This is a genomic window from Streptomyces sp. NPDC013157 (genome assembly GCF_042899865.1).
Lineage (GTDB): Bacteria > Actinomycetota > Actinomycetes > Streptomycetales > Streptomycetaceae > Streptomyces.
Map to the genome: position 1 here is coordinate 308,641 of NZ_JBIBAK010000003.1, position 14,567 is coordinate 323,207.

The 14,567-nt window shown below is 71.3% G+C and carries 11 protein-coding genes; 3 read left to right on the top strand and 8 right to left on the bottom strand.

From position 1 onward, the window contains the following. Positions 1-1,023: an oxidoreductase gene (locus ACFY6U_RS11555; protein ID WP_390037026.1), complete on the bottom strand. Its 1,023-nt coding sequence runs from the start codon at positions 1,021-1,023 to the stop codon at positions 1-3. A gap of 65 nt (positions 1,024-1,088) precedes the next feature. On the opposite strand from ACFY6U_RS11555, the gene ACFY6U_RS11560 reads away from it, so the two are divergent. Further along, positions 1,089-2,033: an FAD-dependent oxidoreductase gene (locus tag ACFY6U_RS11560; RefSeq protein WP_390037028.1), complete on the top strand. Its 945-nt coding sequence runs from the start codon at positions 1,089-1,091 to the stop codon at positions 2,031-2,033. 4 nt (positions 2,034-2,037) lie between these two features. On the opposite strand, the gene ACFY6U_RS11565 is transcribed toward ACFY6U_RS11560, so the two are convergent. Next, entirely contained in the window at positions 2,038-4,008 is a 1,971-nt protein-coding gene (locus ACFY6U_RS11565; RefSeq protein WP_390037030.1) for a Xaa-Pro dipeptidyl-peptidase, read from the bottom strand. Positions 4,009-4,231: 223 nt separating this feature from the next. Between ACFY6U_RS11565 and ACFY6U_RS11570 the strand changes: the two genes are divergently transcribed. After that, positions 4,232-5,710 carry a M1 family metallopeptidase gene (locus ACFY6U_RS11570; RefSeq protein ID WP_390037032.1) on the top strand — a complete coding sequence of 493 codons (1,479 nt, stop codon included), beginning with the start codon at positions 4,232-4,234 and terminating at the stop codon, positions 5,708-5,710. Between the two features lie 97 nt (positions 5,711-5,807). On the opposite strand, the gene ACFY6U_RS11575 is transcribed toward ACFY6U_RS11570, so the two are convergent. Both ACFY6U_RS11575 and ACFY6U_RS11580 read right to left on the bottom strand, forming a co-directional pair. Then, positions 5,808-6,299, bottom strand: coding sequence for a macro domain-containing protein (locus ACFY6U_RS11575; RefSeq protein ID WP_390037034.1), 492 nt, complete (start codon positions 6,297-6,299; stop codon positions 5,808-5,810). Positions 6,300-6,341: 42 nt separating this feature from the next. Next, positions 6,342-7,811: an amino acid permease gene (locus tag ACFY6U_RS11580; RefSeq protein ID WP_390037036.1), complete on the bottom strand. Its 1,470-nt coding sequence runs from the start codon at positions 7,809-7,811 to the stop codon at positions 6,342-6,344. Positions 7,812-8,063: 252 nt separating this feature from the next. Between ACFY6U_RS11580 and ACFY6U_RS11585 the strand changes: the two genes are divergently transcribed. After that, positions 8,064-8,771, top strand: a complete 708-nt coding sequence (locus ACFY6U_RS11585; protein ID WP_390037038.1) for a MerR family transcriptional regulator — start codon at positions 8,064-8,066, stop codon at positions 8,769-8,771. Positions 8,772-8,807: 36 nt separating this feature from the next. Here ACFY6U_RS11585 and ACFY6U_RS11590 read toward each other — a convergent pair whose 3' ends face one another. From ACFY6U_RS11590 to ACFY6U_RS11605, 4 genes are read right to left on the bottom strand one after another with little or no spacing between them, the layout of a single operon-like run. After that, positions 8,808-10,985, bottom strand: a complete 2,178-nt coding sequence (locus ACFY6U_RS11590; protein ID WP_390037040.1) for a 3-hydroxyacyl-CoA dehydrogenase NAD-binding domain-containing protein — start codon at positions 10,983-10,985, stop codon at positions 8,808-8,810. Positions 10,986-11,025: 40 nt separating this feature from the next. Further along, positions 11,026-12,240 carry an acetyl-CoA C-acetyltransferase gene (locus tag ACFY6U_RS11595; protein WP_390037042.1) on the bottom strand — a complete coding sequence of 405 codons (1,215 nt, stop codon included), beginning with the start codon at positions 12,238-12,240 and terminating at the stop codon, positions 11,026-11,028. Between the two features lie 50 nt (positions 12,241-12,290). Beyond that, positions 12,291-13,304, bottom strand: a complete 1,014-nt coding sequence (locus ACFY6U_RS11600) for an LLM class F420-dependent oxidoreductase (protein ID WP_390037044.1) — start codon at positions 13,302-13,304, stop codon at positions 12,291-12,293. Further along, positions 13,304-14,455, bottom strand: a complete 1,152-nt coding sequence (locus tag ACFY6U_RS11605; RefSeq protein WP_390037046.1) for a CaiB/BaiF CoA transferase family protein — start codon at positions 14,453-14,455, stop codon at positions 13,304-13,306. Before ACFY6U_RS11605 ends, ACFY6U_RS11600 begins: the two co-directional genes overlap by 1 nt. Positions 14,456-14,567 lie beyond the last annotated feature (112 nt).

The following is a 14,567-nucleotide window of genomic DNA, read 5'->3' on the forward strand; positions in this document are numbered from 1 at the left end:
TCAGCGCTCCAGCGCCGCCACCAGCACGCTCCCGGAGGTGCGGGCCACGACGAAGGAGCCGCCCTTGGCCGCCCTGTCGTCCAGCGGGATGCGGTGGCGGCCGGGTTCCAGGACGCCGTCGAAGACTTCGTGGGTGCGGGGCCGCGCGAGACGGTCGAGGCGGTACGCCGTGAGCCGCACCCGGCAGGGTGAGGTGACCTCGATGCCGGCGGTGCCGTCGGCGGCGGCCAGCCCGGCCAGCCGGCGCTGCGGGAGCGGGCTGCGGTCGAGGGCGTGCTCGATCTGGGCGACGAGGAGCGGGACGATCGGGGCGAGTCCGTCGACGTGGGCCACCGCCACGCCCGCCCGCTCGAACGCCCGGCGTACGGCGGTCCGCTCGGCCTCGCCGACCGCGGGGCCGAAGACGACGGCCGCGTAACCGCGGAGTTCCTCGGCGGGGACACCGTCGGCGTCGCGGGTGATGTCGGCTCCGATGCCGATGGTGCGCAGGGCGGCGGCCAGCTTGGCGAGGAGGGCGACGCGGGCGCCGATCAGCAGCACCCGGCGGCCGGGCGGCGGGCCGGAGTCCGCCAGGAGCGCGCCGAGGGCTTCGCGGTACTCGGGGCCGTGGAAGCGGAACGGACCGATGCCGTGGTAGCCGTTGAGCTCCAGGTCGGCGTGTTCGGAGGTCTGCCAGGCGAAGTCACGCCAGACGTAGTCGTCGCCGTCGCGCTCGATGACCGCGGTGACCGCGCCGCAGGCCAGGTCCTCGCACTCGGGGCAGCCGTAGACGACGTACCGGCCGTCGGGCAGCGGGGCCTCGGACTCCAGTAAGAGGCTGCGGACCTGGGCGGTGAAGATCGCGGGCGGGACGTCGGAGGCGAGCGGTGAGACGGCGTCCAGGTCGGAGAGCTGGAACAGCAGCGGGTGACCGTCGACGACGAAGTCCACGAAGTCCCGGTGGAGCTGGTAGCCGCCGTCGGCGAGGACACCGCCGGCGCGCATCGCCGGGGCCAGGCCGAAGGTCGCGTATGCGGCAGACATGCTGTGAGTATCCCCAGAGCGGGACGATCTGAGCGCGGCATGACATATTCCGCTAACGTCACGGTGTGCAGCCTGAGCTGAGTGACGAGGTGATCGTGGTCGGCGGCGGGGTCGTCGGACTGACCACGGCGGTGGTGCTGGCCGAGAGCGGGCGCCGGGTGCGGGTGTGGGCCCGGGAGACCGGCGGGCGTACGACCTCGGCGGTCGCCGGCGCGCTGTGGTGGCCGTACCGCATCGAGCCGGAGGCGCTGGTCGGGGAATGGGCGCTCGCCTCCCTCGTCGTGTACGGGGAGTTGGCGACTCGGCCGGAGGAGACGGGCGTACGCCTGGTCGAGGGCGTACACGACGGCATGCGGCTGGACGGGCTGGGCGCGTGGGCGGCGGAGGTTCCCGGGCTGGCCGAGACGGGTGAAGGTGTGACGGCCCGGCTGCCGTTGATCGACATGCCGGTCCATCTGGCGTGGCTGCGTGGGCGGTTGGAGCGGGCGGGCGGGACGGTCGAGGAGCGGGTGGTGGCGGCGCTGGGCGAGGTGCCCGCGCCGGTCGTGGTCAACTGCACCGGGCTCGGGGCCCGTTCGCTCGTCCCGGATCCGGCGGTGCGTCCGGTGCGTGGGCAGCTGGTCGTGGTGGAGAACCCCGGGATCACCACCTGGTACACGTCCGACGAGGTGGCGGGGGGCGCGTCCGCCTACTTCTTCCCGCAGCCCGGCGGGCTGCTGCTCGGGGGTACGGCGGAGGAGGACGCCTGGTCGCTGGAGCCGGATCCGAAGGTCGCGGCCGGGATCGTGGCGCGCTGCGCGGCGGTGCGGCCGGAGATCGCCGGGGCGCGGGTGCTGGCGCACCGGGTGGGGCTGCGGCCGTACCGGTCGGCGGTCCGCCTGGAGCACGAGCTCCGGCCGGACGGCGGAGTGCTGATCCACAACTACGGGCACGGCGGGGCCGGGGTCACGGTCGCCTGGGGATGTGCGCGGGAGGCGGCCGGGCTGGTGGACACCGGCCCGGCCGCCTGAGCGGTCAGCTCGCGGGGACGCGCTGGACGGTGCGCGGGGCGCGGACGCCGCGCAGGGCGGTCTTCTCGGGGGCGGTCCAACGGGCGGCGGTCGCGCGGGTGAACGCGGCCGCGCCGCCGACCAGCGGGACCCTGGCCGTCGTACGGGACAGGTCCACGGTGAGCGTCGGGGTGGTGGACGGCGGATCGATGAGGTCCTTGTCCGTGCCGGCGACGATCAGTGCCAGGCGGTGGCCCTTGGGTACGACGTGGTCGGTGGCGGCCAGGTCGAGTGTGATCGTGTAGGCCCTGCCCGGGGTGAGCGGGACGCCCTTGCCGGGGTCGGCGTAGGTGCCGAGGTCGGCCCAGCCGCGGCTGAAGACGGTGTAGTCGACGGCCTTGGTCTTTGCCGCGGTCTTCAGGAAGCAGGCGCTGTCACCGGCGGTGCTCTCGCCCCAGCAGGTGCGGTCGGTGAGCGTGGTGATGCCCTCGGCCGCGTCGGCGTAGTCCCGGACGGTGTCCGGGCCGAGGTCGACCAGGACGGCCGTCAGGTGGGCCGTCGAGGTGGTCGGGGTGGCGGTGACGGTCACCTTCGACGAGCCGGACAGCCGCAGGTCCCGGGTGAGCGGCGCGGTGAGGAAGCCGGCCTTGTCCGAGGTCGGGGTGGCGAGTTGGGCGGCCCAGTCGGTCTCGCTCTGCTGCGGGTCGTCCGTGAAGGTCTCGGTGCCGGATCCCTTGCGCAGGCCCAGGGTGCCGACGCCGGGCCGGGTGCCGGTGGCGGGGCGCAGGGTGGTGGTCCCGGTACCGCGCGGCGGCCAGACGGACGAGGTCACCCACTGGTCGGGGTGGCGCTCGATGTCGGCCGTCGGCTCGCGGTCGATGCCGTTGTCGTAGCCGAGGAGCTCGTGGTCGAACCAGCGGTGCAGGGTGTCCACCCAGGCGCCGCGCCGGTAGTCGAAGGGGTCGACGTGCCCGGTCTGGGAGAGCCAGATCTTGCGCTCGACGCCGTTCTTCGCGAGGGCGTCCCACCACTGGCCGAAGTGCTTGGTGCGGACGTTGAGGTCCTGCATGCCGTGCACCAGGAACACGCTGGCCTTCACCTTGGCGGCGTCCTTGACGTAGTCCCGCTCGGTCCACAGGCTGGTCCAGTCGCCGCTGCGCGGGGCGCCGTCGACCAGCTTCTGCTGGACGGCACCGCAGTTGGCGTAGGCCGCGTCGCTCTCCACCGCGCCTGCCAGCCAGTCCGGCCCCGAGTCGTACAGCGGGGCGCCCTGGGCGAAGTAGTAGTCGTACCAGGAGGAGATGGCGCTGATCGGGACGATCGTTTTGAGCCCCTTGACGCCGGTGGCGGCCACGCCGTTGGCGATGGTGCCGTCCCAGCTCTTGCCGATCATGCCGGTCTTCCCGTTGGTCCAGGCCGCCTTGACCGTGGTGGTGCCGGTGCGGCTGCTGTAGGCCTTCGCCCGGCCGTTCAGCCAGTCGATGACGGCCTTCGCGGACTGGATGTCGGAGCGGCCGCCGACGTCCACACAGCCGTCGGAGCGGTTGGTGCCGGCCAGGTCGACGCCTACGAAGGCGTAGCCGCGGGGCACGAAGTAGTTGTCGTAGAAGAGCGGCATCTGGACGACGTTCCCGTTGGCGTCGTACGTCTTCAGCTGGCTCTCGTTGCCGCGTCCGCAGCAGGAGTAGTAGGGGCTGGCGTCCATGATGACCGGCACCTTGCGGCCCTGTGCTGCGGGTTCGGCGGGCCGGACGATGTCGGCGGCGACCCGGTCGGTCTTCCCGTCGCCGTCGGAGTCGAGGCCGGTGTCCACCCAGACGGCCTCGCGGATGGCGTTCGCGTACGAGTAGACCGGCCGGCTCTCGCGCGGGGCGCCGGCGGCCTGGGCCGCGGCCGGGGTGAGGAAGGCGGCGATCAGGGCTGCGACGGCCGCGACGGCCGCGACGGCCGCGACGGCGAACGGTCTCCAGATCGTGAAGCGCGTGCGTTTCGGCATGCGGCGGACGCTACCCCGGTCAACTCCTGTGCAGAAGGGGGCATCTGGGGGACCGTCAGGACTGGTTGCGGCCGAATGGCGATCGTGTGACAGCAGGTGCCATGGACAGGCCAGAGGACACAGGGACTGAATAGGATCCGAACAGTTTCGTGCTCCATCGACTTGGCGCGGGCCGCCGCGGTGTGGCGGACGCGCCTCGGCCCCCTACCGACCTGGAGTTCTCGTGCACCGCAGAATCCTCGCGCCGGGCGCCCTCGCGGCGGCCTCCCTGCTGCTGGCGATCCCGGCATCGGCCGCGAGCTACAGCCCCGGCGCGCCGGGCATCGGCGACCCCTACTACCCGTACTACGGCAACGGCGGTTACGACGTCTCCCACTACGACCTCCGGTTGCAGTACCAGCCGGCCACGGACGAGCTGGCCGGTACGGCGACGATCCTGGCGCGCACCACGCAGGACCTGTCCAGCTTCGACCTGGACTTCCTGCTGGACGTGAGCGAGGTGCGCGTCAACGGGGTGAAGGCGGACTTCGCCACGTCCGGTCAGCACGAACTGGTCGTCACCCCCAGGTCGCCGCTGGCGAAGGACACGCCGATCACCGTGGTGGTCCGCTACAGCGGGGTGCCGTCGACCAAGAGCGCGTACGGCTTCAACACGTGGCACCGCACGCCGGACGGCGCGGTCGCGGCGGACGAGCCCGAGGCCGCCTGGTGGTGGTACCCGAGCAACGACCACCCGCTGGACAAGGCGACCTACGACGTGTCGGTGGCCGTCCCCGACGGTACCCAGGTCATCTCCAACGGCCAGCTCCAGTCGACGAGTTCGAAGCTCGGCTGGACCCGGTACAACTGGCGGCAGAACAAGCCGCAGGCGACCTACCTGACCACCCTGGCGGTCGGGAAGTTCGACATCACGACGAGCACCTCCGAGGGCGGGGTGCCGGTCGTCAACGCCTACAGCAAGGACCTCGGCGACAACGACGGGGCGGCCCGGGCGAGCGTGGAGCGCACCGGGGAGCTCGTCGACTGGCTCTCCGGCTACTTCGGGCCGTATCCCTTCGGCTCGGCCGGCGGGTACGTGCCGAACACCACCACCGGGTACGCGCTGGAGACGCAGACCCGCGTCTACTACAGCCCGAAGCAGTTCGCGAACGGTTCCAACACGTCGGTGGTCGTGCACGAGCTGGCCCACCAGTGGTACGGCGACGACGTCTCCCTCAAGGGCTGGAAGGACATCTGGCTCAACGAGGGCTTCGCCCGGTACGCGCAGTGGCTGTGGTCCGAGCACGAGGGCGAGGGCACGACGCAGGAACTCGCCGACTACGTGTACGCGTCGCATCCGGCCGACGACGCGTTCTGGACGGTGAAGCCGGGGGATCCCGGTCCCGACGACCAGTTCGACATCGCTGTCTACGACCGGGGGGCGCTGGCGGTCCAGGCGTTGCGGAACGCGGTCGGGGACGACGCGTTCTTCGCGATTCTGAAGGGGTGGCCGAAGGAGCACGCGTACGGGAACGCGTCCGTGGCCGACTTCGAGGCGTATGCGGAGAAGGTGTCGGGGAAGTCGCTGGGTTCGTTGTTCGACGCGTGGCTGTTCGAGCCGACGAAGCCGGTGTCGCCTGCGGTGTCTGCGGTGAAGGCCGTGGGGGCGGTTGCTCAGCCGAAATCTTGGAAGCAGATCGAGGCTACGAACTACGTGCACTGAGCATGTGCCGGGTGCGGTGAGTGGGGGGCTGCGGGCCGGTTGTGGCTGGTCGCGCAGTTCCTCCCCCAGCCTTCGGCCGGGGGTACCCCCAGCGCCCCTAGAGGGGCGCTTCATCGCCGTAGTCGTAGACAGTGACCGGGATTCCCCTGGACACCAGGCGCTCATGTATCAGCGGCTCGATTCGCGACCATTTACCCCCGGCCAACCCACAACCGATCCGCGGCATGTGCACCGATGCGCCGCGCTCGATCACCTCGTCGGCCAGCTTGCCCAGCGCCGTGTCGATCGCCTCGTAGCGGACCGGCACGCCCTTGCTGCCGGTTCTGGTGCCCCGTTGGCCGATCATGTTGGCCACCCAGATGTAGCGCTCGACGCGGACCAGCTGGACCGCGCCCAGGGCGAAGTCGTTGTTCGCGCGGTCGCGGTGCCAGGCGCGGTACGCCTTCTCGGGCTCCGGCCAGCGGCGGGAGAGGGCCAGGACGAAGCCCTTTCCCCAGCCCCCCAGGTCGTTGCAGACGTGGGCGATGACCTTGACGCCCTTGCCCGACGGTGTGGTGGCGTCGCCCCGGATGTATGTGATCTCCCCCATGACGCCACCGTAGGCGATGCCACTGACAACGGCTCTGAGCCGCTACTTCCCGAGCTGTGAGAGCTCCCTGTCGGCCGTCCGGGAGACCCGGCGGCGGACGCCGAACCAGCCGGCCACCAGCAGGGCGGCGATCACCGGGATGAGCAGGAGGGTCTTGCGGCCGACCTCGGGGTCGTTCCCCATCATGCCGAGGCAGACCAGCAGGAAGGCGATCGTGGCGATCTCGGTCGCCGGGCTGAAGCGGAGGCGGAACGCCGGGCGGTCGACCAGGCCCGCCTTCGCGCGGCGGACGAAGATCAGGTGGCAGAGCATGATGATCACCCAGGTGCTGATGATGCCGAGGGAGGCGACGTTCAGCACGATCTCGAAGGCCTGGCTGGGCACCAGGTAGTTCAGGCCGACGCCGAGCACGCAGACCGCGCAGGTCAGCAGGATGCCGCCGTAGGGCACCTGGCTGCGGTTCATGCGGGCGGTGAACTTCGGGGCCGAGCCGGCCACCGCCATGGAGCGCAGGATGCGGCCCGTGGAGTAGAGGCCGGAGTTGAGGGAGGACATCGCCGCGGTGAGGACCACCAGGTTCATCACGTCACCGGCGCCCGCGACGCCGATCTTGGAGAGGACGGTGACGAAGGGGCTCTCGTCGGCCGAGTAGACCGAGCCGGGGAGCAGGAGGGCCAGGAGGACGACCGAGCCGACGTAGAAGAGGCCGACACGCCACATGATCGAGTTCACCGCGCGCGGGACGACCTTCTCGGGCTCGGCGGTCTCGCCCGCCGCTACACCGACCAGCTCCAGGGCCGCGTACGCGAAGATCACGCCCTGCATGACCAGGACGACCGGCATCAGGCCGTGCGGCAGGACACCGCCGTGGTCGCTGATGACGCTCACGCCCGGGGTCTGCCCGTCGACCTTGTGCTGGGTGGCGAGCAGGAAGATGCCGATCAGCATGAAGCCGACGAGGGTGGCGACCTTGATGATCGCGAACCAGAACTCCATCTCGCCGAAGATCTTCACCGAGATCAGGTTCACCGCCAGGACCACGGCGAGGGCGATCAGCGCGAGCGTCCACTGGGGGATGCTCGTGAACATGCTCCAGTAGTGGGTGTAGAGCGCGATCGCGGTGATGTCGGCGATGCCGGTGGTCGACCAGTTCAGGAAGTACATCCAGCCGGCGACGTACGCGCCCTTCTCGCCGAGGAACTCGCGCGCGTACGACACGAAGGAACCGGAGGAGGGGCGGTAGAGGACCAGCTCGCCCAGGGCGCGGACCACGAAGAAGGCGAAGACCCCGCAGACCAGGTAGGCGAGGGCGAGGGCCGGGCCCGCGTTGTGGAGGCGGCCGCCGGCGCCCAGGAAGAGGCCGGTGCCGATCGCGCCGCCGATGGCGATCATGTTGACGTGGCGGGCCTTGAGGTCCTTGCTGTAGCCGGCGTCGCCCGCGTCCGCGGGCGCCTGGGCCACGTCGGTCCGGGTGGCGGCAGCCTGGGCCGTGTCCACGGCGTCCTTGCTCACAGGTGGTTCCACTCTCTGGTGCGCCCGAGCGGGTCGCGCTCGGGTGTCCGGACGTAGTCGGTCGGCGCGCTCGGTGGAGTGCACAGACCAAGGCGCCACCTTCCCCGGGCAACAGTGCGCATGCGATGACGTGGATCACAGAGCGGAACTTCTCACAAGATGATGACCTTGTCGTGAAGATGAACATCTGGCGAACACAACGTATGTGCCGCCAGGTGTCACAGTGCCGGTGTGACAGCGATACTGCTCCACATGACGACCGACACCGACGGCGACTCCGGGGAGCCGGCGCTCACCATCGACGAGCTGGCCGCGCGGGCCGGCACCACGGTCCGCACGGTCCGCTTCTACGGCACCAAGGGGCTGCTCCCGCCGCCGGTGATCGGTCCGCGCCGGGTGGGCCACTACGGGCGGGATCACCTGGCCCGGCTGGCGCTGATCGAGGAGTTGCAGCACCAGGGCATGACGCTGGCGGCGATCGAGCGCTACGTGCGGCAGCTGCCGCCCGGTCTCAGCCACCACGACCTGGCCATCCACCGGGCCGTGGTGGCCTCCTGGGCCCCGGACACCGAGGAGACCGTGACGGCCGGGGAGCTGCGGCGGCGGGCCGGGCGGCCGCTGGACGAGGAGGACGTCGAACGGCTCGTCGCCATGGACGTCGTACGGCCCGACGGGGACGGCTACCGCATCGACCCCGGCCTGCTCCGGCTCGCCGTGCAGCTCCTCGACGTACCGCTGTCCGAGAAGGCCATCCTGGCCGCGCGCACGGTCCTGGCCGAGCACGCGCGGGCGGCTGCGCACGAGCTGTCCCTGCTGTTCCGGGCCGAGGTGGCGGAGCGGACCGAGGCGGACGTGAAGTCCCTGTCCGCCCACATGCAGCCGCTGGTGGTCCAGGCGCTGCTGACCGCCTTCCAGCGGTCGCTCAGCGCGGAGGTGCACCAGTGGCTCGACGGCTCCTGAGGAGGATCCGCTCCGCGCACCCGGCTCGGCGTCGGCTCAGCGGCCGTCCGTGAAGGTCTCCCCCTTCTCCGCCTTCGCCACCAGCAGCGCGGGCGGGACGAACCGCTCTCCGTAGGTCTCGGCGAGCTCACGCGCGCGTGCCACGAAGCCCGGCAGGCCTCCCTCGTATCCGTTGATGTACTGCAGGACGCCGCCGGTCCAGCCGGGGAAGCCGATACCGAAGAGCGAGCCGATGTTGGCGTCGGCGACCGAGGTGAGGACGCCTTCCTCCACGAGGCGGACCGTGTCGAGGGCCTCGGAGAAGAGCATGCGCTCCTGCATGTCCCGGAACGGGATCTCGTGGCCGGGCTTGGTGAAGTGTTCGCGCAGACCGGGCCAGAGCGCGGCCCGGCTGCCGTCCTCGGCGTAGTCGTAGAAGCCCGCTCCCCCGCTGCGGCCGGGGCGGCCGAACTCGTCGACCATGCGGTCGATGACCGCCTCGGCGGGATGTGCGGTCCAGGTGCCGCCGGCCTCCTCGACGGCCAGCTTCGACTCGCGGCGGATCTTCTGCGGGAGGGTCAGGGTCAGCTCGTCCATCAGGGAGAGCACCTTGGCCGGGTAGCCGGCCTGGGCCGCCGCCTGCTCGACGGAGGCGGGCTCGATGCCCTCGCCGACCATGGCGACGCCCTCGTTGATGAAGTGGCCGATGACGCGGGAGGTGAAGAAGCCGCGCGAGTCGTTGACGACGATCGGCGTCTTGTTGATCTGCCGGACCAGGTCGAAGGCGCGGGACAGGGCCTCGTCGCCGGTCCGCTCGCCCTTGATGATCTCGACGAGCGGCATCTTGTCGACGGGCGAGAAGAAGTGCAGGCCGATGAAGTCGGCCTGGCGCTCGACTCCCTCGGCGAGGGCGGTGATGGGGAGCGTGGAGGTGTTGGAGCAGAGCAGGGCGTCGGGGGCGACGACGGACTCGATCTCCTGGAAGACCTTGTGCTTGAGGGCGGTGTCCTCGAAGACGGCCTCGATGACCGCGTCGCAGCCGTCCAGGTCCTGCGGGTCGGCGGTGGGCGTGATCCGGGCGAGCAGCGCGTCCGCCTTCTCCTGGCTGGTGCGGCCCTTGGCGACGGCCTTGGCGCAGAGCTTCTCGGAGTAGCCCTTGCCCTTGAGGGCGGCCTCCGCCGACACGTCCTTGAGGACGACGTCGATGCCCGCGCGGGCGCACGAGTAGGCGATGCCGGCGCCCATCATGCCCGCGCCGAGCACGGCGACCTTGGTGACCTTGCGGGGTTCGATGCCCTTGGGACGGTTGGCGCCGGAGTTGACGGCCTGGAGGTCGAAGAAGAAAGCCTGGATCATGTTCTTCGAGATCTGCCCGGCGGCCAGCTCCACGAAGTAGCGGGCCTCGATGACCTGGGCGGTCTCGAAGTCGACCTGGCTGCCCTCGACGGCGGCGGCGAGGATGCGGCGCGGCGCCGGGTAGGGGGCGTTGTTGGTCTGCTTGCGCAGGCTGGCTGGGAAGGCCGGCAGGTTGGCGGCGAACTTGGGGTTGGCGGGCGTGCCGCCGGGGATCCGGTAGCCCGGCTTGTCCCAGGGCTGCTGGGACTCGGGGTTCGCGTCGATGAAAGCGCGGGCCTTGGCGAGGAGGTCCTCGGGACTGTCGGCGACCTCGTGGATCAGGCCGTTCTCCTGGGCCCGGCGGGCGTTGTACTGGGTGCCCTGGAGGAGGACCTTCAGCAGGGCGTCGGCGATGCCGAGGAGGCGGACCGTGCGGACGACCCCGCCGCCGCCCGGGAGCAGGCCGAGGGTGACCTCGGGGCAGCCGATCTTGGTGCCGGGGGTGTCGAGGGCGACGCGGTGGTGGCAGGCGAGGGTGAGTTCGAAACCGCCGCCGAGGGCCGCGCCGTTGATGGCGGCGACGACCGGCTTGCCGAGGGTCTCGATGCGGCGCAGGTTGCGCTTGACGGCGAGGCCGCCGTCGAAGAGGTCCTGGGCGGTCTCGGGGGTGACCCGGATGAGGTCGCGCAGGTCGCCGCCGGCGAAGAAGGTCTTCTTGGCTGAGGTGAAGACGACGCCCCGGATCGAGTCCTGCTCGGCCTCCAGTCGGTCGGCGACCGCGGCGAGGGACTCGGCGAAGGCCGCGTTCATGGTGTTGGCGGACTGGTTGGGGTCGTCCAGGACGAGGGTGACGACGCCGGTGTCGTCCTGTTCCCAGCGGATGGTGGTGCTCTCGGTCATGGCTCGTGTCTCCGTGAAGTCTCTTGGTTCCGCGGGGATTTCAGACGCGCTCGACGATGGTGGCGATGCCCATGCCGCCGCCCACGCACAGGGTGGCGAGGCCGTAGCGCTTGTCCTGGCGCTCCAGTTCGTCGACGAGGGAGCCGAGGATCATCGCGCCGGTGGCGCCGAGGGGGTGGCCTAGTGCGATGGCGCCGCCGTTGACGTTGACCTTGTCCAGGGACAGGCCCATGTCCTTCACGAAGCGCAGGACGACCGCCGCGAACGCCTCGTTGATCTCGACCAGGTCGATGTCGTCGATGGTGAGGCCGGCCTTGGCGAGGGCCTTGCGGGTGGCGGGCGCGGGGCCGGTGAGCATGATGGTCGGCTCGGAGCCGGAGACGGCGGCCGAGACGATGCGGGCGCGCGGGGTGAGGCCGTAGCGCTCGCCGATCTCCTTCGAGCCGATGGCGACCAGGGAGGCGCCGTCGACGATGCCGGAGGAGTTGCCCGCGTGGTGGACGTGGTCGATCTTCTCGACCCAGTGGTACTTCTGCAGGGCGACCGCGTCGAAACCGCCCAGTTCGCCGATGTCGGCGAAGGAGGGCTTCAGCTTGGCGAGGGAGTCGGCGGTGGTGCCGGGCCGCAGGTGCTCGTCGTGGTCGAGGACGACAAGACCGGCGCGGTCCTTCACGGGGACCACGGAGCGGTCGTATCGGCCCTCCTTCACAGCCGTCGCCGCCCGCTCCTGAGAGAGCGCCGCGTACTCGTCGACGTCCCGGCGGGAGAAGCCCTCGATGGTGGCGATCAGGTCGGCGCCGATGCCCTGCGGCACGAAGTTGACGGCCAGGTTGGTCATCGGGTCGTTGAACCATGCGCCGCCGTCCGAGGCCATCGGCACCCGGGACATCGACTCGACGCCGCCCGCGAGGACCAGGTCCTCGAAGCCGGCGCGGACCTTGGCTGCGGCCATGTTGACGGCCTCCAGCCCGGAGGCACAGAAGCGGTTCTCCTGGACGCCGGCGACCGTGTCCGGCAGTCCGGCGGCGATCGCGGCGATCCGCGCGATGTCGGAGCCCTGGTCGCCGACCGGGCCGACGACACCGAGTACGACGTCGTCGATGGCGGCCGGGTCGAGGTCGGGGAAGCGGTCCCGGATCTCGTGGATGAGTCCGACGACCAGGTCGATGGGCTTCGTGCCGTGCAGGGCGCCGTTCGCCTTGCCGCGGCCGCGCGGGGTGCGGATCGCGTCGTACACGTACGCTTCGGTGCTCACTGACAAGCCTTTCAACGAGGGTTTTTGCGCGGTGGAGGTCAGCGGGGGGCTCAGAGCCAGTTCTTGACGGTCTCGACCAGGCGGGCCGGGTCCGGGCCGACGGGGGTGATGTCCAGCATGGTCACGCCGGCCTCGCGGTAGGCGGCGATGCGGTCGCGGACGTAGCCCTCCGGGCCGCACAGGGATATGAGCTCGCAGAACTCGTCCGGTACGGCCGCCGCGGCGTCCCGGTGCCGGCCGTCGAGGTACAGCTCCTGGATGAGCCGGGCCTCCTTCTCGTAGCCGTAGGCGACGGCGAGGTCGTTGTAGAAGTTCTTGCCGGGCGCTCCCATGCCGCCGACGTACAGGGCGATCCGGGGGCGGACCTGGTCGCGTACGGCGGCCGCGTCCTCGCCGATGGAGAGCAGCCCGCCGGCGACGATCTGGAGGGGGCCGAGGGCCGGGTCACGGCGGGCGGCGCCCTCCGTCAGGGGGGTGCCCCAGACCTGGTGGGCCTTCTCGGGAATGAACAGGGTGGGCAGCCAGCCGTCGGCGATCTCGGCGGTCATCCGGACGTTGGCGGGGCCGAGGGAGGCCACGTAGAGCGGGACGTCGGGGCGGACCGGCTTGGTGAGGATCTTCAGGGGCTTGCCGAAGCCGCCGGGGCGGGGCATGTCGGTGATGCCGTGGTGGTCGATGGTCTCGCGGCGCAGGATCCGCCGGGTCAGCTCGATGGTCTCGCGGGTACGGCCGAGCGGCTTGTCGTAGGCCCTGCCGTGCCAGCCCTCGACCACCTGCGGGCCGGAGGCGCCGAGTCCGATGATCGCGCGGCCGCCGGAGACGGCGTCCAGCCCGGCGGCCGTCTGGGCGATGAGGGCGGGGGTGCGGGAGTAGACGTTGAGGATCGCGGAGCCGATCTTCATCCGTTCGGTGCGGGCGGCCAGGTAGCCCATGATCGTGGGCGAGTCGAAGCCGTAGGCCTCCGCGACCCAGACCGCGTCGAGGCCCGCCGACTCCAGCGCGGCCGCCCGGTCCGCCGCCGCGCGCGGGTCGCCCGCGTAGTCGAGGAAGGTCGAGAGCTCCATCAGGTGCCGTCCTTGTCATGGTCGTCGAGGAGTGCCGGTACGTCCCAGTCGCCGGCCACCGCGGCGGTGTCGGCGCCGGGCCGGGCGGGAGGGGTGCGCACGGCCGTGGGGGTCGCGGAGAAGCGCGGGGCGGGGGCGGGCTGGGTGATGCCGCCGTGGTCGGTGAAAGTGCCGCGGACTGCCAGATGGGGGTGGTGCGGGGCCTCCCGGAGGGAGAGGACGGGGGCCACGCAGGCGTCGGAGCCCTCGAAGACGGCCGTCCACTCGTCACGGGTGCGGGACTTGAAGCGGGCGGCGACCCGCTCGCGCAGCTCGCCCCAGCGGGTCCAGTCCTTGCGGGCGTCGGCCAGGTCGTCGAGGCCGCCGAGCAGCCGGAGGAACTCGGCGTAGAACTGGGGCTCCAGGGCGCCGACCGCCATGTACCCGCCGTCGGCGGTCTCGTAGGTGCCGTAGTACGGGCAGCCGCCGTCCAGCAGGTTGGCGCCGCGCCGGTCGTGCCAGCCGCCGGCGGCCACCATGCCGTGGATCATCGCGGCCAGGTGCGCGGTGCCGTCCACGATGGCCGCGTCCACGACCTGGCCGGTGCCGGTCGCGCGCGCGTGGTGCAGGGCCGCCAGGACGCCGACGACGAGGTAGAGGGAGCCGCCCGCGTAGTCGCCGAGCAGGTTGGCGGGGACGGCCGGGGGTTCGTCGGGGCGGCCGATCATGCCGAGGGTGCCGGTGAGGGCGATGTAGGCGATGTCGTGGCCCGCTCGGTGCGCGAGGGGCCCCTCCTGGCCCCAGCCGGTCATCCGGCCGTAGACCAGGCGGGGGTTGCGGGCGTGGCAGTCTCCGGGGCCGACTCCGAGCCGCTCGGCGACGCCGGGGCGGTAGCCCTCGATGAGGATGTCGGCGTGTGCGGCGAGGTCGAGGACGCGGGCGGGGCCGTCCGGGGACTTCAGGTCGACGAGCACCGAGCGCTTGTTGCGGTTGGTGACGTCGTACGCCGGGTCGACCGCGAGCCCGGGGCCGCCGGGCCGGTCGACGCGGACCACGTCGGCGCCCAGGTCGGCCAGGAGCATGGCGGCGAACGGGCCCGGTCCGATGCCGGCCAGCTCGACCACGCGCACGCCGGAGAGCGGGCCGTGTCCTGGCGTCCCTGCCGTGGTCATGCCGCCCCCAGTCATGTGACACAACTGATGTAACACCGACGATGCTAAGAACACGTTCCACTGGGCACAAGAGTGGACGAGCAAGCGCTTAGTCAAGATACCCGGTGGGGGT